We start from the raw sequence: 22,435 nt of genomic DNA, 5'->3' as shown, positions 1-22,435 counted from the left end.
TCGACAGGACATATGTCCGGGCGGAGCATCGCAGCCAAGCATAGGATCGGCGTCGCCCAGAAAGCACGGCAAGACTGTAAGGTATGTGGCTTGGCATAGTCGTCGATGACATGCGCAATCCCTCTGCCCGCCAGTGCTGCCTGCAGTTCGCTATGCGCCGCGCTGACCGTGAGGCGACCCGTCGGTGAGATTTCCATCTCTTCGTTGCCATCCGTGAAGCGCCAGGTGACGAGAGTTCCGCCGGGAAATCTGCGCTTGATACAGTCATGACCGACAAGATCATGCTGTGTCTGCGGTTGCCCGTGCTTTTTGATGTAATCCGGTGAAGCGACAATCGCATAGCGAAGCGGGGGGCCGAGCGGGAGCGCGATCATGTCCTGCGCCAGCTGTTTTCCGAACCTGACGCCGGCATCGAACCCCTGCTCGACGATATCGATGACTGCCGCATCGCTGATGATCTCGATCTTCACTTCGGGATAGCGGCATCGCCACCGGGAAAGGGATATGGCTCGTCGTTCTTGAGGGAAACCTGCCAATGGATTGTCGCGAACGATGATGTTCAACGGTTTTGTCACGGAGGGTGTGATGCGCTCGGCCTTAAGGGTGCCCGAGGGACGTCAGGATCTTGTTTTGATGTCACTCCTTCGGGAGGATTGGGAGCAATCGTGCTTTCGGGCAGAGGCGCGAAGTCCTGATACAGGCAAAACGCATTGACTTAGTTTGGTGGAGTACGGCCGCCCCTCGGTCCGGCGGCTCGTAAATTCTTCCTAAGCGCTTGCGGCTGCTTTGTGCCGACACACACTTAAGGCCAAGGGCCAAATGCCACGGTCAGTGGGTATTGGCGAAGTAGCCTGCGTCACGGATATCGGTCAGCAGATCGGCCCCATCTGGGCTCCAGCCTAGAACGGTTTGCGTGCGCTCGCTTGAGGTCGGCTGATCTATGGACGCAAAGTCGTAGAACCAGTCGAAGTGTTCGCGCGCTTTTTCCACGGACAGTGGCTGGCAAGGAACGTTGAGGCCAGTGGCGATCGCTTCCGCGAGCTTCCGGAATGGAACCCCTCGTTCGGCGACCGCGTGGTACGTCTCGGCGCTCGGGCCGAGTTCGACGGCTAGACGATAGGCACGGGCGGCATCGTGAACATGCACCGCCGGCCAGAGATTCTCTCCGTCTTCGATATAGGCCGAAAAGCCCTTCTGCCGAGCGATGTCGATCAGCATCGGGACAAAGCCATGGTCGCCCGTGCCATGGACTGAGGGAGGCAAGCGCATGATGCATGTCGGAATACCACAAGCGGAGAGCGTTCTCGCCGCTGCGTCCGACGCCCGGGGATAATCATCTGACGGCGGGAAAGCGGGATCGGTTTCAACGGCGACAGAGCCGGCTGTATTGAGGAAGGCAACCCCCGCTGTGACGATAAGTGGTTTCTCCGTGTTCTCAATGGCTGTCCCAAGCGTTTCGATCGCGGCGCGGTCAATCGCACACGCTTGCGCAAAACGGGAGAAGTCATGCACGAAACCTGCGTGAATGATCGCATCGGATAGCCTGCCTCCGTCCCGAAGGGTTTCGGGCGCCTCGAGGTTACCGCGGATGGCCTTCACGCCCAGTTTCTTAAGTTCCTCTTCGCTACGGTCGGAACGGGCAAGGCCCAATACCTGATGCCCGTGCGCGAGAAGCTCCTTTACGACGGCAGCCCCGACAAAGCCTGTCGCGCCGGTAACAAACACTTTCATGGTCGATCTCCTTCTTGTTCGAAAAGATAATATCGGGCAAACTACATCCAGTTAAATACGTGAGTTTATCGTGGTATAATGACTAATAGGTTTGATCTAAATGAGGGCGCGAGCCGCCTTGGTTCGTTTTTGCGGGACCGTCGCCAACGGCTCGATCCCGCAGCACTTGGTTTTGGCGGCCGCCGCCGCACACCGGGTCTAAGGCGCGAGGAAGTCGCGCAACGGGCGAACATCAGCGCGACCTGGTATACTTGGCTAGAGCAGGGGAGAGGCGGGGCGCCGTCGCCCCGAGTGCTTGATAGTCTAGCCAAGGCGCTCATGATGACCGAAGCAGAGCGGGAACATTTGTTCCTGGTTGCCATCGGCCGTCCACCGAAAGCCCATGTTGCCGGGCGTGGCGGCATATCCTGGCGATTGCAGCGTTTTCTTGACGCCATGCCGACCATCCCGGCAACCGTCGCCACGTCGACCTGGGACATTGTCGGCTGGAATCGGGCAGCACAGCTTGCTCTGACCAATTATGAACAACTGCCGCCTGATGAAAGGAACATACTGAGACGGATGTTTCTCGATCCCGCGACGCGCGCTGCCCAGGTCGACTGGGAGGAGGTGGCGCGGTTTCTGGTCGCAACCTTCCGGACGGAAAGCACTCGTGCGGGCGAGAACCACCGGGCTGCCGATCTCATTGCCGAGCTATCCGCGAAGAGCGAGGATTTCGCCCGAATGTGGATCGAAAATGACGTGCATACGACCGGCGAAGGAGCGAAGACGATCCGCCACGCGGAGGTCGGCGAAATTTCTTTCGAGTTTTCTTCCTTTGCGATCGATGGCCGGCCGGACCTCAAGATGATGATCTACAATCCGGCTGGCGATCGCGACCTCGAAAAGATACGTCTGCTCTGCAGCCTGGATCAGGTGGACTGCAATCAGAGTGATTTCGAGACTTGATCTACACTGAGGCAAAACCGCCAAGTGAATGACCGGGCACTGGCATGACGTCAACGGTGGCTATGCTTAAAGAACAGTTCCGACGATCAGAGGCGCCGCTCCGGCGCCTCTGTTGTCCAAAACGGCATCCGCGCCAAGCCGCACCAGACATGCGGCCTCAACGGAAGCGGCATGTCTGGTGTGGACTTTGCAACATGAGTTTGCCGTGCGGGCTAGCCGTTCAGCGCAGCCTTTACGCGATCCGGAGTGAACGGATAGTGACGAAGCCGTACACCCCCGATGAGCCGTGCCACGGCATTGGCGATTGCAGGGCCGGTGGGGGGGAGGCCTGCTTGACCAATGCCGCCAAAAGGACTTCCCGGCGTTGGCACCACGGCCACCTCGATATCGGGCGCCTCGGACATGCGGATGACCCGGTACGTGTCGAAGTTCGACTCCTGCACTTCACCATCGATGACGTTGATTTGCTCGAACAACGCATGGCCAGTACCGTTGGTAATGCCGGTCATCATCATGGCCTCGATATGGAGGGGCTGGATTGCCACGCCGGGATCAATGGCGCACCAGACCTTGTGCACCCGGATCGCGCCTGTTTCACGGTTGAGCGAAACCTCGGCCACCTGCGCGCAGTGCGAGCCGAAGGCGTCGGAATAGGCCAGGCCAAGCCCCCGGCCTTCCCGGGCGCGATCCCACTCGGCCATGCGGGCAACGGTCTCGATCACCTTGCGGGCGCGAGGCTGGTCCTTGAGGAGTTCCAACCGCAACGCGACGGGATCGACGCCTCTGGCGGCCGCAATTTCATCGATGACGCATTCGATCGCGAATCTCGTATAGCCGACCCCCACCGCGAACCAGAACCCAATGGCGAGACCATTGTCCTGCCGCAGGTACTCGATCTGATGGGCGGGCACGGCGTAGTTGAACTTTGCGCCTTCCGTCACGACGTCGTCGTGACCGCCTGCCTCCGCGAAGACGGGTGGCAATGTGCGCGCAAAGATCGAGTCCGCGACGATGCGATGCCGCCAGCCGACGATGTTCCCTTCGGCATCGAGCCCGACCTTGACGTGCTGTGCCTCGAGCGGACGAAACTTGTCGTGCCGGACATCATCCTCACGGCTCCAGATGACCTTAACTGGCCGACCCTCCACAGCTTTGGCCAGTGACACGGCATCGATGATGAAATCAGCTTCGGCCTTGCGTCCGAAGCCGCCGCCGATCAGGGTCGTATTCACCTTGACCTTATCAGGCGTCGTGCCCACCACCTCTGCCGCGAAGCCCTGCGTGCCGGTCGGCCCCTGGGTCGGCGCCCAGATCTCGACCCGATCGCCGCTGACGAGCGCGGTGGCATTCATCGGCTCCATGGTCGCATGGGCGACATGGTCACTCATGTAGTCGACCGCGATCACGGACGCGGCTCCGGCGATCGCGGCCTCGGCGTCACCATTGGTATGCGCCGGAACACCTCGTTGGCCAAGGTCGCGGCCCACGGCGCGATACTCCTCGAGCAGTCGCTGGCTTGTGTAATTTCTGACCGGTGATGTCGTGCTCCAGGTCACTTTGAGCAGATCTTTCGCCCGCCGCGTCGCTTCGACCGTTTCGCCGATAATGCCGACACCATAAGACAACGGCACGATATGAGTGATACCCGGCACATCTCGCGCTTCTGCGTCGTCGATGCTCTCAGGCCGTTCGTCCTGAACCGGTGCCCGCAGAACTGCACCGTAAAGCATGTCTGGAAGTTGGACGTCGATCCCGAAGACGGCTGTTCCATTGATCTTCGAGGGCACGTCGATGCGTCGGATTGTTCGACTTCCGAGATAACGCCACCTATCGCTCGGCTTCAGATCAGCCTCCGTCGCCTGCGGCAGCGGATCCGGAAGCACGGCCCTGGTAGCAATCTCACCATAGTCAAGCCATCGGCCCGAGGATGGATGCATCACTCTGTTGGGCTCTGTCACGAGTTCGCTCACTGGCACGTCAAGCATGCCAGCCGCGCCCGCCAGCAGGACCAATCGGGTCTGGGCGCCGGTCAGGCGAAGCAGCGCATTGTAGCCTCGTGTTGATTCGCTACCACCGGTGAGCTGAATACCGTAGAAGCCCGGATTGCCGTAGGTCTCCGCGTCGGAAGGTGCCTGCACGACCCGGACACGGCTCCAGTCGGCATCCAACTCCTCGGCGACGAGGAGCGGTAGCGTCGTCGTGATACCCTGGCCCATCTCGACGGCCGGTGCAATGATGCTGATCGTGCCGTCTGGGGCGATGGTGATCCAGGCGTTGGGACGGAAGTCGCCCTCGGCGGCAGAGGCCATCGCCGCGCCGTGGGCAAGGTCGGCGAGGCTTCCGAACGCGACCGCGACGCCGAAGCCGCCGGCCGTGACGAGGAAGCTGCGGCGCGACAGCGCGCGGCTTTGAAGTTGCATGATTGGGGTCATAGCTCAGCCCTCCCGTGAGGCGCGTTCAATGGCGCTGATGATTCGGACATAGGTCCCGCAACGACAAATGTTGCCGTCCATGTGAGCGATGATCTGCTCGCGGGTGGGATCGGGAGCGCGTTCCAAAAGCGCTGCTGCCTGCATGATCTGACCAGACTGACAGTAGCCGCATTGCGGCACCTGCTCGACAATCCAGGCCTTCTGCAGTGGATGGCTGGCGTCCGGCGACAGACCCTCGATGGTGGTCACCGATCGGCCCGCAACGTCCTCCAGGAAAGTCTGGCAGGAGCGGGTCGGCTCGCCATCGATATGGACTGTGCAAGCGCCGCATTGCGCCACGCCGCAGCCGAATTTGGTGCCGGTGAGCTTCAGATGCTCGCGGATCACCCAAAGCAGTGGCGTATCGGGTTCGGCTGCAACATCAACCGCATGTCCGTTGATCGTGAAGGCTGTCATGAATGCTTCTCCTCAATCTGGTGATTGGCTCTCAAGGTAATCGATGATGGCAGCCCGTTGCGCGGCATTGGGCACACTGACGGTCATCCGTGTCCCACGGATCATTTGGCGCGGCGCAGCGAGAAAGGTGTCGAGAGACTGTCGGTCCCAAGTGATGCCGGAAGATTGCATCGCCTCAGAATAGGTCGCGCCTTCGACACTGCCCGCAGCTCGGCCGATGATGCCAAGGAGTTGCGGACCCGTTTTGTTTTGTCCGGGTCCGATGGTGTGACAGGTGGCGCAACGTTGCTGGAACAAGCGCTGCCCATCTGCCTCCTGGGCGGCAGCCGAAAGCGGAAAGAGCAGCACAGAAAAGGGCAAAAGGATCGTACGCAGAATACCCATCCGTCCCTTGGTGCGGTCGGCTGTGGCATGGATCTTGGGGTAAATCACTGTCTCGCCTCCGTAAGTTAGGCCATACGATAGATAGCTTTTGGAAACGATCTATGCGTGAAAGTCCGCCATATCTTTTCAATCGTCCGGAATTGACGTCGTGCACGCGGGGTGCTCTTCAAAAAGATCCAGTGGATTGAGGGCTGCGCAGTCGGGACGGACCTGTCGGACTATCGCCATGCGCGATATCAGGTCAACGGATTGGAAATGTAAAAGAGGTTGTCAATCGGTCGCGAATGGAACGAACCGTTGAACCTGTCGTGCCCCAGTGTGCGGTTAATCTTGGAGTCTGTGCACTGGCTCCAGGCCATACTGGCCGGATGCTCAATTGCGGCGGGGCGTCACTCAGCGGCAAACAATGGAGTTGCTGATCGTGTCTGCTTCATGCTCGCAGGTGAGCCATTGCGAAATGCACGCGGCGGCCGCCCCATAACGCGTTTGAATGCTGTGCTAAAAGCGCCTTCCGACTCATAGCCAAGGTCCGGAGCGATTGCAGAAATGGGATCGTTCGAATTCTCAAGCCTTTGAACAGCAAGGAGCATCCGCCAACGGGTAACGTAGTCCATCGGCGTTTCCCCAAGCTTCTCTTTGAACCTGTGCGCGAAGACGGATCTGGACATTCCGACCGTCTTGGCGAGATCGCTCAAAGTCCAACGTTTTGCGGGCTCTGCATGAACCGCAGCAATAGCGGCTCCGATCTGGTTGTCAGCCAGCGCTGCGAACCATCCCACATCCGTTGTTTGCTGTTCGGCCAAGTGTAGTCTCAATGCCTGAACCAACATCATATGCGCAAGATGTTGTGAGATCAAATGACCTCCGGGCTGCGAAGACCGTATCTCCTCCCGCATTCGGTCTATCGACCAGCGCAATGCTGCCTGCTCGTCCTTGCAACGAAGGTGGACGACAGGCGGTAGCATCCTGAGCAGTGAACCTGCAACCTGGCCGCTCACCGTGAAGCGGCTTCCGACAAGGAACAGCCCTCCGCCGCCGTTGAGAGTCACGACGCCGCCGGGGGTGGTGGGAGGGAATGCCGCTTTTGAGTCCGTGGGGGTCAGATCGAGATCACTTGCAAGGCGAAACGGGCGGCCGCTCGGCAAGACAAAACAATCCCCGGCCTCCAGGCATAATGGCGCGTCGATTTCATCAATCTTTAGCCAGCATGTGCCCGAGACTACGGAATAGCACTTCATGACATCATTGCGAATGGCGAAGTGAAGCGACCAGTCTCCTCCCGCATCAAAGCCGGAGGAAACATGACTCTGTGGTTTTAATAGCGACAGGACTTCGGAGAGGGGATCCATAGGCTTCCGTACGATGACAAAGATATCACGGATGATAGCGCATGGACCGTGCTGGAAAGCGGCCGTATCGTCAAGGCACACACCAAGAGTTCAAAATCACAAAAATGAAAGGCTGGCGTGATGCTCAAATTCTCTCGCCTGATTTGGCTGGGAACTGTTGGTAGTCTGTTGGCCCTCACCGGGATCGTACAGGCGCACCACGGTGTTACCGGTAAATATGATGCGTCTTCGCCCATCATGTTGCACGGGACCATCACGGCGGCGACGTTTGCTCCGCCCCATCCGGTTTTTACCGTGCGGGTGGAATCCGGGGAGATTCCTGACCTGAAGCTTGGAAGACCTGAGGAATATTTCGGACCGCTGACAGCCCGGGCGGACGACCTGGGCACCGAACGTGACATCGAGCTTTCGCCCGTGCGCCTATTCTATGATCTCGCTGACAAGTTAAGCGTTGGGGATCGCGTCACGATTGTCGCCCTTCGCAACTGCTTGGCTCCGCATCAGCTGCGCAGCACATGGCTGCGATTGTCGACTGGTGAGGTGGTGTCGTACACCGGGGACTGGGCTCCGGGGGTAGATGGATGCAACTGACCGAGGCATTCGAGTGGATAGAGACTATACCGTTGGTTCGCATGATCGTCACGATACCCGGCCTCTATCCCGCCATCTCGGCGCTGCACATTCTCGGAATCGCACTTCTCGTAGGCTCAATCGCCATCGTCGATCTTCGCCTTCTGGGCGTGTTGAGTGCAAAACTGGACGAGGCATTGTCGGACCTCATGCGTATGGCCTTGGTTGGATTCGCTGTCGCGGCGTCAACGGGTCTGCTCCTGGTCTCCGTGCAAATTGATCACTACGCTTCCAATCCAGCCTTTCTGACAAAGATGGCAATCCTCTTGGTTGCCGGGACGAATGCAGTGCTTCTTCGCGCTGCTGCAGGCGCTGCCGATATACGGCGTGTGCTCGATACGTCACGCGGTCGTATCGCGGCCGCCCTGTCTCTCGCTGTTTGGGTCAGTGCCATCTTCTCAGGCCGTTGGATTGCGTTCATTTAACGACGAAAACCAAAGAATCGCTGGAGAATTGGGCAGATAGTTTGAGGGTTTAGGCATACCCCTCAGATGCGTCCGGTTCTAGATTTTGTATGGGTTGGAATGTCTGACAACGGGGTCGTGCAACATCTGCCACGAGCGCGTTCAGCGGTGGTACCAACCCGCAACGGGAACACCTAACAATGGCGGCTGACATTGGCTAACTGGCATTCTGGATATATTGACGAATTATCGTACACCCATGGTTTTTACCGACAGCTCACACCCTCTATTTTAAACTTTGCAGCGCTCTCCCGCGGTCAAAAGTTCGACTTGTCCCAGTCCCCACTGGAATATTGCGAACTGGGTTGCGGCCAAGGCTTTTCGACAAACTTGCTTGCGGCCGCCAATCCCCAGATGCGGTTCCATGCGATGGATTTTAATCCGGCGCATATCGCCAATGCCCGCAATCTGGCATCCGATGCCAAGCTGACGAATGTGCGCTTCTACGAAAACGCTTTTGCGGATTTTCTGTCATGCCAGGGCCTGCCCGAAGGTTTCGACATTATCGTCTTGCACGGCGTCCTGACCTGGGTTTCCGAAGAAAATCGCAGGCATATCGTCGATTTTCTCTCGGCAAAACTCAAACCCGGCGGACTCGTCTATGTCAGCTACAATGCCATGCCGGGCTGGGCTGTGACCTTGCCGCTGCGTCGCCTGCTGGTGGATCGGGCTGCAAGGACGTCGGGACCGCTGGCGCCGCGCATTGATGATGCGCTTACCCTTGTGACATCGCTGGCCGAGGTGAAGTCCGACTTTTTCAAGGTGCATGTGGCGGCAAGTGCCCGGCTCAAAAGCATGACGACCATGGCGCGCAACTATCTGGCACATGAATATTTCAATCGGGACTGGACGCCGTTCTATTTCGAGGATGTTGCCGCTGAGCTCGCAGAGGCAAAGCTCTCCTTCGTCGGTTCGCTGAATTTGCTCGACCAGTTCGATGACATTTCGCTGTCGGAAGAGCAGCGCAAGGTTCTCGATGCGGAAAGCGACCCGATACGACGGGAAGGACTTCGCGATTTTGTCGTAAACCAATTGTTCCGTACCGACCTGTTCTGTAAGGGCCGGGTTGAACACACGGACCGCAGTGCCGCCGGTGTATGGCTCGACATGCGTTTCGCGTTATCCATGCCTGCCGAGAAAACTCCGCCAGCCATCAAGACGCGGATGGGAGAGATCGATCTGAAGGTCCCCCCATATCCCGCGTTGATCAAAGCTTTCTCACAGGGGCAGGTATCCACCCGCGGGCTGCTTGAGAGCAACACGCTGGAGAGGGCAAATTGGCGACAGATCACCCAGGCGATCACCGTGCTGGTCGGCGCGAATTTTCTTCAGCCCTGTCTTCCAGACCAGAACAAGGACGCTCGGATCGAAAGCTGCAGGCTCTTCAATCTTGCCGTTTGCAAGCATGCGGAAAACAGCGAAGACCACCAATTCCTGGCCTCGCCCGTCACAGGCGGAGGATTGGCGATCAACCGGGCGGACCGCCTTTTCATGCTGGCGATCAACAAGGGCAAAGAATTGCCGGCGGATTGGGCATCGGACGCCTGGCGCATTCTCGCCCCGCAGGGCCATCGTCTCCTCAAAGACGGGAAAATGTTGATGGCCGACCAAGAAAATCAGGAGGAATTGCTGCTGATAGCAGAGGAATTTGCACGCCATCGGCTACCAACGATCCGCAACCTGCAGATTACCCTCTAAGCAAACCCAAGGGCTCTGCGTTTGCCCGATGGGCATCGCAGAGATCCTCATATCGTAAACCTGCGGGTCCTTGTCTGCCCTTTTCGAGCTATGGCAATCAACTCGGATTTGATGCCTTCAGCCTCGTTCCTGACGCAGCCCCTTCAGGTTATCGTCGGCGGTTTACGCGGCGCCACGGGCCAATATGGGGCCGAACAACGCCTGTTCGACACATTAAATCACGAAGTCGAAGCGTCCAAACAGGCCGTCCTTGGTCTTCTCCATTTCCAGCAGCAAGGAGTCGTGGAATAGCCAATCCCCGACATTTTTCTGTTCCCCGGGAAAATAGAGCTGGGTGGTAAGGAGACGGCCGCCGGAGCGCTGAACCTTGAAGTGGAAATGGCGGGTACGGCCGGGGTAAAGCGCCGGCACGATCGTGTTGAACCACCAGCGTCCCTGCGCGTCGGCAAACTGATGTCCGCGCAGGCGCAAGCCGTCCCGATCATAGTCTCCGTGTTCATCCGCATGCCAGATCTCGACGAGGCTGCCGGCCAAAGGCCGGCAGCGGTTGTCGAAGACGAAGCCCGCCACGGTGATCCGTTCGCCATCGCTTGCGTCCGGGTGGAGATCGCGATTGAGCGGCGAATTCGGTTTGAAGAACGGACCAGCTTCCCTTTCGAGAGTGAGTTCGTCCCCGTCGTCACAGGACGGGGTCAGAGCCAGTTGCGGCGTGGCCTGCGCAAACGCCCGCATTTTGGCGGCATCCAGCAGAGGCAGCGACAGGAAAGCGGTCAGAAGATAGCGTCGTGTGGAGGGCAAGGTAATCTCCCGGGTTTCGAACTCTTGGAGCTGCGGTGGTCGACGGCGACTATCGCAGCCGGCTGGCGGCGTTCGCCTGAGCCTCCTTGATGAGACCGGAATACATCTTCTCCTTGCCGGGATACCACGGCATGGTCGCGATTGAGCCGAAACCCGGAATGGCTTCCATATGGGTGACCATGCGCTGGCGCATGCGCTCGTCGGGAAGCGGGCCGGTCATGGCCCGGACGTTGTCGCTCATATGATCGGGGTTCGACGTGCCGCACAGCACGCTTGAAACTGCCGGATGCGCCATGACCCATTTCAGGAAGAACTGAGCCCAGCTCGTCGCACCAAATTCCTGCGCAAAATCTGGAAGAGAATGGCCTTCCACCACCTTGATCAGACGCGCCTTTTCAAGAGGCAGATTGATCAAAACGCCCACGCCCTTGTCGGCTGCCGCCGGCAACAAGCGCCGTTCGGCGTCACGGTTGAAGATCGAGTAGTTGGTCTGGACGAAGTCGACATCGCCGCGCTCCACGATGGCCGTCAACTGGTCTTGCGCTGAGGATTCGTGATGGGTCACGCCGACATGGCGTATCATGCCGTCCTGCTTCCACGACTTCATCAGCGGTATGATGACAGGTGCATTGGTGATGCTGTGGCACTGCATGAGATTGATCGTGTCGCGCCAAGTGCGCAATCGCGACTGCCGGAAGCTCTCCACCGCATGGCTTTCGTCGCCAAGATATTCACCCGTGGCCCAGACTTTGTTGGCAAGGAACATCTGGTCCGATCCGGAAAACTCGCCCATGAACTGGCCGACGCTCACTTCGGCGGAGCCATAAAGCGGCGAGGTGTCGACCACGCGACCGCCGGCCGCCACATACCGCTCGAAGACCTGCCGGAGGTCGTCACGGCGATCGCCCGGCTTCAGGTCAAAGGTCAGGAACGTGCCGAGACCGAGGGTCGTCACCGTTTCACCGGTGCGCGGCAATGTACGGGTCAGCACATCCGGGTTGGATGCCGGGGCAGGCGACGCGGCAGTGGTATCCTGGGCCTGTGCGGTTGCGGTGGTCTGGGCGGCGAGCGCCAGCCCGGTTGCCGCCGCACCCATTGTTCCGAGAAAGCCGCGACGATTGATCTTCGACTGGTCCATGAGAGCTCTCCTGTTCGCCTATGTTGAATTCAGAATTGCCAGTTGGCAGGGACCCAGGCGTAACCGCCATCGGTCTTCAGCATCCGGCCAAGGCCCGGAAACGGAAAGTGGAAGCCGAGCACCGGAATGCGATCGGCAGCGGCCCTGTCGAAGATGCGGCGACGAGATGCGAGCGCCGTCTCCTTGTCGCGATCCGGGCCCGGAAGCCAGGGTCTGTCGACGTTGACGACCGGGTGGTAGGCAAGGTCGGCGGTCAGCAGCAACTGGTCGTTACCGGAATGGATAAGGAAGGTCGCCATGCCGGGCGTGTGGCCGGAGGCGACGATCGTCGTGAGACCCGGAACGATCTCGGCGCCGGCTTCATACAATTCGACATCGTTCCTGACCGGCTCAAGGCTGCTCTTGATGGCGGCAGCAAAACGCAGACGGAATTCCTCCGGGACCGGCATGTAGGACAGATCGGGATCGGTAAGGACAAAGAAATCCCAGTCCGCCTTCGGCAGGAAAACCGTGGCGCGGGGGAAAGCTTTACCGCCATCCGCGGTTCTGAGGTTGCCGACATGGTCTGGATGGGTGTGCGAGATGACGATGGTGTCGATGTCCTCGGCGCCAAGTCCGATCGCTGCCAGATTTTGGAAGATCCGGCCGCCATTCGGACCCATCGTACCGCCGGCGCCGGCTTCGATGAGAATCCGCCGGCCTTCGGTCTCGATCAGAAGGGTGTTGAGGTTGAGCTCCATGTGGTCTGTCGGCAAGAATGCCTGTCGCAGCACGTCTTGAAGCTCGGCTTCCGGCGCATCGCTTGCATAGATCCGGGGCGGACTGCCGATCACGCCGTCGCTCAACACCGTCGCGTTGATCTCGCCGACGCGGAAACGGTAGTGACCGGCATTTGCGCTGACAGCTGTTGTCGCCTGGGCATTTGCGATACCGCCGCCATTACGACCGGCAACGAACAGGCTGGATGCGCCGACGACTGCCGAGAGCATGGCAGCTCGTCTTTTAAGGGTGAACGCGTTCATTGGGAGTCCTCTCAAACTGTTCCGGACCAGCAAGGTGCGCTGGCGCCATTTCAAATTCATCATGACATCCGCCATCCGCGCTGATAAGCGATACAAATTTGATCAGCTTGATAAGGCAGACTTCGCAATGGGCTCAATTCGACTTGATAGTTTCGATGTTTTCGCAGCCATCGTCCGCTGTGGTGGCTTTCGTGCCGCCGCACTTGAGCGCGGCGTTTCGTCATCAGCCTTGAGCCAGACCATCAACGCGCTGGAAGAGTCGCTCGGCATTCGCCTGCTCAACCGAACGACGAGAAGTGTATCGCCGACGGAGGCTGGGCAGCGCCTTCTGGATCGTCTCGCACCGGCCCTGAGCGACATCCAGCTCGCCATCGCCGAGGTCGATGAGCTCAGAGACAGTCCGTCCGGAACGTTGCGGATCAATGCGCCGGCTCCTGCCGTCGATCATCTCCTTTGTCCCCTCGTATTCGGCTTCATGGAAACCTATCGCGACGTGAAGATTGAGATCATCAGCGATGCGGCGGTGATCGACATCGTAGCGCAGGGTTTCGACGCAGGCGTCAGGTTCGGCCAGCAATTGGCGCAGGACATGATCGCCGTCCCATTGGGACCATCGCTTAGATATGCGATCGTTGCCTCGCCAAACTACATCGAAAGAGAAGGCGCACCGGAGACGCCCCATGACCTCGTCGGTCACGACTGCATCAAGCGTCGATTTCCCGGCGGCACCCTCGTCACGTGGCGATTTGTCCACGGGGACGAAGAGCTGGAGGTGACACCTGCTGGACGCCTGACCGTCAGTGCGGTGAGCAACGAGCTTCAGGCGGCCTTGGCGGGGAGGGGCATCGCCCATGTCCTGGACGACTACGCAAAGCCTCTGATCCATGACGGCCGGCTGGTGGAGCTTCTGGCGGACTGGAGCCCCACCTTGCCGCACTGGTTTCTGTATTACCCCAATCGCCGCCTGCCGAGTGCAGCCATGCGGGCTTTTCTCGATTATATGAAACGCTACGACTGGCAGGCCAGACCCTGAAATGGAATGGCTCTTTTTCCCACCACATAGTGTCGTCGATGCGCGACTTTCAAAGTAGATCCTCGATCCGGATCGGCAAATGCCGGATCCTCTTTCCGGTCGCGTTGTAGACGGCGTTGACGATGGCGGCCGTCGCACCGACCATGGCCACCTCTCCGAGCCCCTTGACCCCGGATATATTGAGGTTTGTGTCCGGCTCCTCAATAAAATCGACATCGATCGCGCCAATGTCGGCGTTGACCGGCACGACATATTCGGCAAGGTCGTTGTTGAGGACGCCGCCGTAGCGTGGATCGGTTTCACCGGCCTCGCGCAGGGCAGCGCCGATGCCCCATATGACTCCACCCCGGACCTGGCTTTCCGCCGTACGGCGGTTCATGACCCGTCCGCAGTCGGCCACGCTGACAAACCGCTTGACACGGACGCGCCCCGTTGACGGTTCGACATGGACTTCCGCAAAATGCGCGATCCAGCTGAAAGCCAGAAAGTCGGGATATTCGGGGCCGGAGGTTGCCGGGATACCCTTGCGCATCTGGTCGAGCACCTGTCGGTCCTTGCCCAGCGGTATGGTCTCGATCGAGACTTCCAGAGAGGGACGGCGCGTGCGCGCCAGTTGGACATGGACAGGCTCTTCCGACAGGGGAGCGCCGGTCAGCAGCCCCAGTTGCTCGCGCAGTTTCAGCGCAGCGGCCCTGGCCGCCGGCGCAGCGCTGCCCACGCCCCATGAGCCTGCGGTGAGATGCTGCGGCGCATAGCCGGTGTCACCGATCCTGATGTCGAGCTTGTCAGGCTCCAGACCGAGCACGTCGATCAGTTCCTCGGCAATGACACTGCGTATCCCCTGACCCATTTCGTGGCCAGATGTTGCGATCTCGCATCTTCCGCTCGCCGAAAGCCGAAGTGTGGTGACGGACGGTGACATAGAGGCTTTATAGTTGCCACAGCCCACGCCCAAACCGACAAAATCCCCGTTCGCAGTCCTCAGAACGCCGGCCTGCGCCACCCGCCGGTCCCAGCCGAACAATTCGGCACCGCGCCGCAGGCACTCCGCGAGATGGCGGGAGGAAAAGGGCTTGCCGGTCATGGGATCGCGCTGCGTGTCGTTGGTAATGCGAAGCGCTACAGGATCCATGCCGAGCGCCTCGGCGAGTTCGTCAAGAGCGCATTCGGTGGCATAGCTCGAGGCTTGCTCGTGCGGCGCTCGCTGGTGTCCAGGCGTCTGGGTATCAACCCGGACGATGCGGTCGCTACCCGACCAGGTCCGATAGTTATACATGCGTGGCGGATTCACGCCGTTTTCGCAGCTGAAGCCATCGTATCGGCTGTGCTGCTGTACCGATTCATAAATGCCGGCGAGCAGGTTGCCGCTGTCGTCCGCTGCGAGTTGCACACGATGCCGGCTCCGCGGGCGATAGGACGCGGTGTGAAACAACTGGCCCCGCGGCATGACAAGCTTGACCGGGCGGCGAAGGATTAAAGCGGCACTTGCCACTAGTACGCTCTGTTCCTGCGCCCCGTTCTTCTGGCCGAATCCTCCACCCGTATATGGGCTGATGCCCCGAAGCATCTGCGGCTCCAGTCCCATCATGCTGGCCAGCCCGCCGGCAAAGGCAGCTGCCGCCTGCGTGCCCTCGTAGATCTGCAGAATGCCGTCCTCAAACACGGCTGTGGTCGAGATCAATTCGATCGGATTGTGATGCTGCTGGGGATGCCAATATTCCACGTCGATGACATGTGCGGCACTGGACAAGGCGGCCCTGGCATCCCCGGCCACGTGCTGGCTGGCCTCCGGCTCCGGGCTAGCGCCATCGTCTTCCATCCGCGCGCTGAAAGGCTCTTCGGCATAATGCACCGTCACGGCTTCTGCGGCTTCGATCGCCGCCTCCAAGGTTTCGGCCACCACGAGGGCAACCGGCTCGCCCCGATGACGTATCTGCGGCGCCGTCATCGGCTGGTGGCCTTTGCCGGGCTGACCATAGGCGCCGCGGGCCGCGGGCGTCGTCTTGATCTGCGAAAAATCCTCATGCGTGAAGATGCGTACGACGCCCGCAACATTCAGGGCCGCGACAGTGTCGATGGACAGGATCTGCCCCTTGGCTATCTTCGCCGGCACGGTCATCGCATGCAGCAGACCCGGAAACGGTTGATCGGCAGCATAGAGGGCGCGGCCGAGCACTTTTTCTTGGGCATCAATCCTTGGACGGTCAGTGGTGCGTTTCAGGGTCACTGGTTCTTTCTCCCGGCGCTCATGATGGCGTCAGCGACGGTTCGGGCTCCAAGTTCGATCTTGAAAGCGTTGTGATGTCCCACCTTCGCACCGGCAAACGCTGCCTGGGCGGCGTCCAGCGTGCGCTCCCTAGTCAGCGGATGGCCTTGCAAAAGAGCCTCAGTTTCCCGCGCCCGCCAGGGTCGTGTGGCCGCGCCTCCCAAGGCGATATGCGCTCGCCGCACACGAACTCCGTCCATGTCCAGCGCAACAGCAGCGGAAGCGAGCGCAAAAGCATAAGATTCACGGTCGCGCACCTTGAGATAAGTCGAGTTTCGGCCGGCGGCAGTTTTCGGGACCGAGATGCCGGTGATGATTTCCTCTGGGCCGATTGTGAATTCGAGATGGGGTGTTTTATCCGGCAGCAGGTAAAGTTCCGATATCGGGATGACTCGTGTGCCATTGAGGCCCGCGACCTCTATCTCTGCATCCATGGCCGTCAGTGCCACGGGCCAATCACCGGGTGACACGGCGGTGCAAGCATCACTCACGCCGAGCACGGCCTGAGACCGATCAAGGCCGCCGATCGCGGCGCAACCGGTACCCGGTTCCCGCTTGTTGCAGGGGTACAATCCGCCCGCACCATTCCTGAAGTACGGGCAGCGTGTCCGCTGCAACAGGTTGCCGCCGACGGTTGCCATATTGCGGAGTTGCTGGGAGGCTGCTTTCGAGAGGCTTTCCGCCAGCACGGGATAATCGCGAAGCACAACGGCATGCTCCGCAACGTCGGCCATCAGCGCTCCACCCCCGAAAAATAGCCGGTCGCCGCTGGTCTCGATCCGATCGGCGCCATCGAGCGTGGCAATATCGATCAGGTGAGAGGGTTGCACGACCCAGAGTTTCATCAGGTCGTAAAGGTTGGTACCGCCGGCGATATAGCGAGCGCCTTCGCCGGCGGCGACAAATGCCTCGATCGCTTCACGAGCCGTTCGGGTGCGAGTGTAGGATAATGGCTTCATGGCTTAGCTCCGCTCGATTTGAGGAGCGGCCTGCTCGATGGCTGCCACGATGCCGACATAGGCGCCACAACGACAGATGTTTCCGCTCATGTATTCTCTGATCTGATCAGGCGTTGTGGCATGACCTTCCCTGACGCAGGCGATCGCAGCCATGATCTGGCCAGGCGTGCAGTATCCGCATTGCAAGGCGTCGTGATCGATGAAGGCCTGTTGCATCGGATGGAGACGGTCCTGTCCGGCGATCCCTTCAATGGTGGTCACCTCTCGGCCATTCGCCTTGGCTGCAAGCGTCAGGCAGGAAGCCACTCGACGGCCGTCAATGTGAACCGTGCAGGCGCCACATTGGCCGTGATCGCATCCCTTCTTGGCGCCAACAAGCTGCAAGCGTTCACGCAACATATCCAGCAATGAGGCACGGGCATCGATTTCCAGACTCGTTTCTTTACTGTTGACGCGGAAGTTAAGGCCAACCGTCACGCCGTTTTCCGGCGAGGCTTGTGGACCAGACAACTGGGCCTGCCCCGAAGTCGGCAGCATCATTCCGGACACTGAAACAACCGTTCCAACTTCCAACACCTGTCTGCGGGTGATCTCAGGAAATCGCGTATCTTGCGGGTCCGACATATGAACTCCTTGGTGTTTGCAAATTCTCGCTGCCATCCGCTTGCAGGCCAATTGCCTCAAGGTCGCAGCAGATCGAGAATAGTTCGCCATGGCTGAGAAGATAACCGTCTAATCTCTACTCGCGCTGGTAAGATAGACTTCCCAATCGAGATGAACGGGTTGGGTGGCTGCTTGCGCTGCCCGGCTGCCGATCGGCACGACCAGCCCTCATTCGACGGCGCCGTGTTGCCACCACAATTCGGGACGCCGCGAAATGCGATAGACCGCTGCCGGCGGCAGGTTATGGGGTGTCCAGCCGGTGCGGGCCGCTTTTAACCCCAGCCGATCGAGGATCCGGCGCGGCACGGGGCAACGCGGGCCGTAGGTGAACTGATAGAAGCCGGAACGCGCCTCCATCAGATGAAAACAGCTCCGCAATATGGCCATGACCTTGCGCGGCGACATCGACAGCAAAGGCAGGCCACTGACGGTTGCGCCGTATTTGCCACCACCCTGCAGGTGTCGACCGAGCCGAGCGGCGTCTATCGTCAGCACGCTCGCCAAGGGATAGCGGTTCTCCAGCATCGCAACGAATCCGACCTCCTGTTCGATCAGTGTCAGATCTCGCTCCCGCACGCCCCGCTCCAGGAGCAGATCTGTAAAGACCCCGGTCCCGGGGCCAAGCTCGATGACCCGTCCGGTGTCAACGCCGATTTCACTGGTGATCAGTTGGGCGAGCGCCCGGCTTGACGGCGTGACCGATGCAACATGCAACGGGTTTTGAAGCCAGGCGCGCAGAAACCGGGCGCGGTCGGACGGCACGTATGCATTGTTGATCTGCGGAGCCACGGACATGCATTAATCCTTTGTGTTTATCTCAAAATGTGCGCGGGAAGACATGTCAGTGCCTCAGGCCTGCGCCGTTGGACGGATTAAGATCTCGCCGACATCGACCGAGTGAGGCTGGTCGATCGCATAGGCAATCGCGGCTGCCACGGCTTCCGCTGGCATGGCGACGGCTGCGCCTGTTTCCTTTTGTGCTCGAATTCTCTCGTCACGGATGTGCTGGGCAAAGTTGGTCGCCGTGTAGCCAGGCAGCACGGTGGTGACGCGTAGGTCGCCAGCCACTTCTTGGCGCAATCCATCACAGATGCCGATAACGGCGGCCTTGGTGCCCGCGTAGACTGCCATGTTCGGGACAATCTTCCTTGCAGCCGTCGATGCGATTGCAACGAAGTGGCCGGACTGCTGTTTGCGGAAGACAGGAAGCGCTGCGGCAATTCCCCAGAGCAGGCCCTTGATGTTCACGTCGACCATCAGTTCCCAATCGGCGACGGCAAGGTCATCCATCGGCCCAATCGGCATGACCCGGCATTGGCGACAAAAACATCGACTCGGCCAAACGTAGTCATGGCGTGTTTGACAAGGGCGTCAACATCGTCGCGACGGGTGACCTCAATTTCGACCCACTCCGCCGCTCCACCGTCCCAGCGGATCTCGTCCACGATTTGCGAGAGCTTGTCTTTGCTGCGTGCACCAAGCACAATCTTGCAGCCGCGCGCTGCAAGATGCCGCGCGGTCGCTTCACCTATGCCGCTGCTGGCACCGGTGATTACAACGACTTTTTCGCCTTTCATCCAATATGTCCTGTTTTCAAGTTCGCAGCATGCGCCGCGTCTGTCGTTCACCGATCGTCTCTGTTGCTGCCAGGGGCAGGGAACGCAGACGGCGACCGCTTGCGGCATGAATTGCGTTGGCCAATGCTGCTGCCACCGGAACTATGCCGGGCTCGCCTGCACCGCCTGGCGGCAGATCGCTGTCAATGATCGCAACTGAAATATCCGGAGAGTCGGCAATCCTGATCATCGGGAAGTCGTGAAAATTGGTTTCGACCACGCCGCCGCTGTCGATCGTGATGGCGCTCATCAGTGCCGTGGTCACACCAAAGACGATGCCACCCTCCATCTGCGCGACCACCGCGTCGGGATTGATCACCATGCCCACATCGATGGCACAGAATACGCGGTCGACCGTGATCTCGCCGTCCGGGGCAATCGTGACTTCCGCCACCTGTGCGACGATACTGCGATAGCATTCTTCCATGGCGATCCCGCGTCCACGACTTGGCGGCAGCGGGGTGCCCCAGCCTGATATCTCGGCCACCCGGTTCAACACCGCGAGATGGCGGGGATTGTCTCTGAGCAGAGCCCGGCGATAGTCCAGGGGATCCGTTGCTGCGGCGAGAGCGCATTCGTCGATGAAACTCTCGGTGAAAAACGTGTTGAACGAGAACCCGTTCGAGCGCCAGAAGCCAATCGGTATGTGGCTCGGTACGTTCTGGCTTCGCATGCGTCGGTTGGGAATGGTGTAGTGACGCTTGTCCAGTCCCTCGACCGTCAGGGCGTCGCCCTCCGGACCGGGGTTGATGGGCAAATTACGGCCGGCGATCGAATCGATGATGGACTGCGACGCAACCAGTGCATCATAAGCGATGGGCATTCCATCCGGTCCCAGAGCCGCTCTCAGCCGCGCGGCCGCATGGCTGCGGTAAAGCCCGCGTGCCATGTCCTCTTCGCGCGACCACATGACCTTGACCGGCCGACCCCGGTGGCGGGCCGCGAGAAAGCCTGCCTGGGCAACCACATCCTGGTCGCTGCGGCGGCCAAACGCACCGCCGTTCATCGTCACGTTGCAGGTGACAGTTTCGGGTTCCACACCTGCCCACCGGGCACCCTTGAGCACCCCCTGACGTATTGCGAAGGGAGATTGGGACGGCACCCAGGCTTCCGCGGATCCGTCCTGCCGGACGATCACCGTCGCATTCATCGGCTCCATGCAGGCATGGGTGACGAAAGGCACCTCGTAGCTGGCCTCGATCACCGACGCAGAGCCGCTTGCGATGACCGCGTCCACGTCGCCCTCGTTGATATGGTCGTAGGGGTCTTCGGTCTGAAGCGCCGATTGTAGTCGGGCGGCCATCTCCACACTGGTGACGGCGTCTGCTTGCGTCTTCGACCATTCGATCTCGACTAGCCATGCAGCCTGTTCGGCGCGCCACCAGGAATCGGCCACAATGGCAACCTGGCGGTTGTCGATCACCGCGACGTCCACCACGCCATGGGCAGCGCGCACCTTGGCCTCATTGACAACGCGGGCCACCTCAGCGCCAAACACCGGCGCGTGTCGGATGGCGGCGTGGAGCATATCGGGCCGGACGACATCGGCGCCGAATACCGGCTCGCCGCGGACCTTGGCGGGCAGGTCGACACGCGGCTGCGATTTGCCGATCAGCCGCCATTGGCGAGCGGGCTTCAACACGGGTTCATCAGGCGGGGGCAGAACCGCGGCCTTGCGGGCCAGTTCGCCATATGACAGGCTGCGGCCGGATGCTTCGTGCCGGACGAAACCATCCCCGGTGGTCAGTTGCGCCACGGGTACGCCCAGGCGTGACGCCCCTGCGGCAAGCAGCATGTGGCGCGCGGAAGCGCCAGCCACCCGCATCGGATGCCACATTCCCATCGTCGATCCCGACGCTCCGGTGGCGATGAAGCCGAGTTGTCCGATCACCCGCCGCCCGAGCCAGACGACAGGGCCTGACGCCTCTTCCGGCCGGACTTGAAGCATGTTGAACCAAACGGAATAGGCCGGCAACGGTTCAACGGGAAATGCCACGCTGATCCGTTCGTCGAAGGGAATGTCGAGTTCCTCGGCCACCACCATGGCAAGGCCGGTGTGAATTCCCTGTCCCATTTCGGTCTTCGGCACGTTGATGACCATCCTGCCGTCAGCATGGATGACGACGAAGGCATTGAGAACGCCGCTGTCGCCGTCGACATGGCCGCCAAGTCCGTCCACGTCGACGGTTGCGAGGTAACCGACACCGCCGACGGCTGCGACGAGGGCCGTCCCGGAGACGGCTGCGCCGGTCAGAAGAAAGGCACGTCGTGATATAAGACGGGGCATGGGAGGCTCCTCAGTTATGGGAGAGCGCCACTGCAGCGCGATGAATGGCTTTTCGAATACGCTGATAGGTGCCACAGCGACAAATATTCGTGATCGCTTCGTCGATTTGCGTGTCGCTGGGCTGTGGCACCTGTGCCAGCAAAGCGGTTGCAGCAATCAGGAAACCGGGCTGGCAATAGCCGCATTGCGGTACCTGTTCATCGATCCAGGCCTGCTGCAGGATCGACAGCGTGCCGTCCTGATCAGAAAGCCCCTCGACAGTGGTGATCGACGCCCCGTTGACGCTGCCTAGGGAAACAGAACAGGAAGGCGTCGACTCGCCGTCGATCAGCACCCGGCATGCGCCGCACTGGGCGATCCCGCATCCGTATTTGGGTCCAAGCAGCCCGGCATCTTCCCTGAGCGCCCACAAGAGTGGCTTGTCGTCCTCGGCGGCAATGTCCATGCGAAGGCCGTTGACTGTGAGAAGTGTCATGTCGATCTCCTGGCTGGTTTTTTGCAGACGGGCGCGGCTTGCTGAACGAAACCCGATTGCTCGATATGGCCTGATCGTACCTTGCC

The 22,435-nt window shown here is 60.1% G+C and carries 19 protein-coding genes and 2 pseudogenes; 5 read left to right on the top strand and 16 right to left on the bottom strand.

Annotated features, from left to right (window positions below; all coding sequences use genetic code 11):
* Positions 1–83: 83 nt before the first annotated feature.
* A pseudogene (locus tag HFC70_RS13295) lies at positions 84–506 on the bottom strand (LysR substrate-binding domain-containing protein); the annotation flags it as partial.
* A gap of 322 nt (positions 507–828) precedes the next feature.
* Positions 829–1,731: an SDR family oxidoreductase gene (locus HFC70_RS13290; RefSeq protein ID WP_168473731.1), complete on the bottom strand. Its 903-nt coding sequence runs from the start codon at positions 1,729–1,731 to the stop codon at positions 829–831.
* A gap of 78 nt (positions 1,732–1,809) precedes the next feature.
* On the opposite strand from HFC70_RS13290, the gene HFC70_RS13285 reads away from it, so the two are divergent.
* Positions 1,810–2,679, top strand: a complete 870-nt coding sequence (locus HFC70_RS13285; protein WP_168473730.1) for a helix-turn-helix transcriptional regulator — start codon at positions 1,810–1,812, stop codon at positions 2,677–2,679.
* Between the two features lie 212 nt (positions 2,680–2,891).
* On the opposite strand, the gene HFC70_RS13280 is transcribed toward HFC70_RS13285, so the two are convergent.
* The 4 genes from HFC70_RS13280 to HFC70_RS13265 form a co-directional block, all read right to left on the bottom strand.
* Positions 2,892–5,111 carry a xanthine dehydrogenase family protein molybdopterin-binding subunit gene (locus HFC70_RS13280; RefSeq protein ID WP_168473729.1) on the bottom strand — a complete coding sequence of 740 codons (2,220 nt, stop codon included), beginning with the start codon at positions 5,109–5,111 and terminating at the stop codon, positions 2,892–2,894.
* Positions 5,112–5,114: 3 nt separating this feature from the next.
* A complete protein-coding gene (locus HFC70_RS13275) occupies positions 5,115–5,567 on the bottom strand; it encodes a (2Fe-2S)-binding protein (protein WP_168473728.1) in 453 nt (150 codons plus the stop codon).
* 12 nt (positions 5,568–5,579) lie between these two features.
* The gene (locus tag HFC70_RS13270) at positions 5,580–5,951 is read right to left on the bottom strand and encodes a cytochrome c family protein (RefSeq protein ID WP_168473791.1); all 372 of its coding nucleotides are present in this window, start codon (positions 5,949–5,951) and stop codon (positions 5,580–5,582) included.
* 389 nt (positions 5,952–6,340) lie between these two features.
* The gene (locus HFC70_RS13265; protein WP_168473727.1) at positions 6,341–7,300 is read right to left on the bottom strand and encodes an AraC family transcriptional regulator; all 960 of its coding nucleotides are present in this window, start codon (positions 7,298–7,300) and stop codon (positions 6,341–6,343) included.
* Positions 7,301–7,420: 120 nt separating this feature from the next.
* Here HFC70_RS13265 and HFC70_RS13260 point away from each other — a divergent pair, with 120 nt between their 5' ends.
* The 3 genes from HFC70_RS13260 (at position 7,421) to HFC70_RS13250 (ending at position 10,092) form a co-directional block, all read left to right on the top strand.
* Positions 7,421–7,891 (top strand): hypothetical protein, encoded by a 471-nt coding sequence (locus tag HFC70_RS13260; RefSeq protein ID WP_210259258.1) that lies wholly within the window; start codon positions 7,421–7,423, stop codon positions 7,889–7,891.
* On the top strand, positions 7,882–8,355 hold the full coding sequence (locus HFC70_RS13255) for a DUF6644 family protein (protein ID WP_168473725.1): 474 nt from the start codon (positions 7,882–7,884) through the stop codon (positions 8,353–8,355). Before HFC70_RS13260 ends, HFC70_RS13255 begins: the two co-directional genes overlap by 10 nt.
* Positions 8,356–8,547: 192 nt before the next feature.
* The gene (locus HFC70_RS13250; RefSeq protein ID WP_168473724.1) at positions 8,548–10,092 is read left to right on the top strand and encodes a class I SAM-dependent methyltransferase; all 1,545 of its coding nucleotides are present in this window, start codon (positions 8,548–8,550) and stop codon (positions 10,090–10,092) included.
* Positions 10,093–10,305: 213 nt separating this feature from the next.
* Here the strand turns inward: HFC70_RS13250 and HFC70_RS13245 are convergent, their stop codons facing one another.
* The 3 genes from HFC70_RS13245 to HFC70_RS13235 are packed head-to-tail and all read right to left on the bottom strand — an operon-like array spanning position 10,306 to position 13,050.
* Positions 10,306–10,890 carry an intradiol ring-cleavage dioxygenase gene (locus HFC70_RS13245; protein WP_168473723.1) on the bottom strand — a complete coding sequence of 195 codons (585 nt, stop codon included), beginning with the start codon at positions 10,888–10,890 and terminating at the stop codon, positions 10,306–10,308.
* Positions 10,891–10,939: 49 nt separating this feature from the next.
* Positions 10,940–12,028 carry an aldo/keto reductase gene (locus HFC70_RS13240; RefSeq protein WP_168473722.1) on the bottom strand — a complete coding sequence of 363 codons (1,089 nt, stop codon included), beginning with the start codon at positions 12,026–12,028 and terminating at the stop codon, positions 10,940–10,942.
* Between the two features lie 29 nt (positions 12,029–12,057).
* Complete coding sequence (locus tag HFC70_RS13235; RefSeq protein ID WP_168473721.1) at positions 12,058–13,050, bottom strand: MBL fold metallo-hydrolase; 993 nt, start codon at positions 13,048–13,050, stop codon at positions 12,058–12,060.
* Between the two features lie 127 nt (positions 13,051–13,177).
* On the opposite strand from HFC70_RS13235, the gene HFC70_RS13230 reads away from it, so the two are divergent.
* Positions 13,178–14,083, top strand: a complete 906-nt coding sequence (locus HFC70_RS13230; protein ID WP_246735776.1) for a LysR family transcriptional regulator — start codon at positions 13,178–13,180, stop codon at positions 14,081–14,083.
* Positions 14,084–14,132: 49 nt separating this feature from the next.
* Here HFC70_RS13230 and HFC70_RS13225 read toward each other — a convergent pair whose 3' ends face one another.
* The 7 genes and pseudogenes from HFC70_RS13225 to HFC70_RS13195 form a co-directional block, all read right to left on the bottom strand.
* Positions 14,133–16,310: a xanthine dehydrogenase family protein molybdopterin-binding subunit gene (locus HFC70_RS13225; RefSeq protein ID WP_168473720.1), complete on the bottom strand. Its 2,178-nt coding sequence runs from the start codon at positions 16,308–16,310 to the stop codon at positions 14,133–14,135.
* Positions 16,307–17,308 carry a xanthine dehydrogenase family protein subunit M gene (locus HFC70_RS13220; protein ID WP_168473719.1) on the bottom strand — a complete coding sequence of 334 codons (1,002 nt, stop codon included), beginning with the start codon at positions 17,306–17,308 and terminating at the stop codon, positions 16,307–16,309. Before HFC70_RS13220 ends, HFC70_RS13225 begins: the two co-directional genes overlap by 4 nt.
* Positions 17,309–17,311: 3 nt before the next feature.
* Positions 17,312–17,932, bottom strand: coding sequence for a (2Fe-2S)-binding protein (locus tag HFC70_RS13215; RefSeq protein ID WP_168473718.1), 621 nt, complete (start codon positions 17,930–17,932; stop codon positions 17,312–17,314).
* A gap of 207 nt (positions 17,933–18,139) precedes the next feature.
* Positions 18,140–18,733: an SAM-dependent methyltransferase gene (locus HFC70_RS13210; protein WP_168473789.1), complete on the bottom strand. Its 594-nt coding sequence runs from the start codon at positions 18,731–18,733 to the stop codon at positions 18,140–18,142.
* An 87-nt stretch (positions 18,734–18,820) separates the two neighbouring features.
* A pseudogene (locus HFC70_RS13205) lies at positions 18,821–19,548 on the bottom strand (SDR family oxidoreductase).
* Positions 19,549–19,564: 16 nt separating this feature from the next.
* Positions 19,565–21,874, bottom strand: coding sequence for a molybdopterin cofactor-binding domain-containing protein (locus HFC70_RS13200; protein WP_168473717.1), 2,310 nt, complete (start codon positions 21,872–21,874; stop codon positions 19,565–19,567).
* Positions 21,875–21,884: 10 nt separating this feature from the next.
* Entirely contained in the window at positions 21,885–22,349 is a 465-nt protein-coding gene (locus HFC70_RS13195; RefSeq protein ID WP_168473716.1) for a (2Fe-2S)-binding protein, read from the bottom strand.
* Between the last annotated feature and the right edge of the window lie 86 nt (positions 22,350–22,435).

The organism is Agrobacterium sp. a22-2 (genome assembly GCF_012276985.1).
In the GTDB taxonomy this organism is placed as follows: Bacteria; Pseudomonadota; Alphaproteobacteria; order Rhizobiales; family Rhizobiaceae; genus Allorhizobium.
Note: the sequence above shows the minus strand (reverse complement) of the source record. Positions and strands in the feature narration are given on the sequence as shown.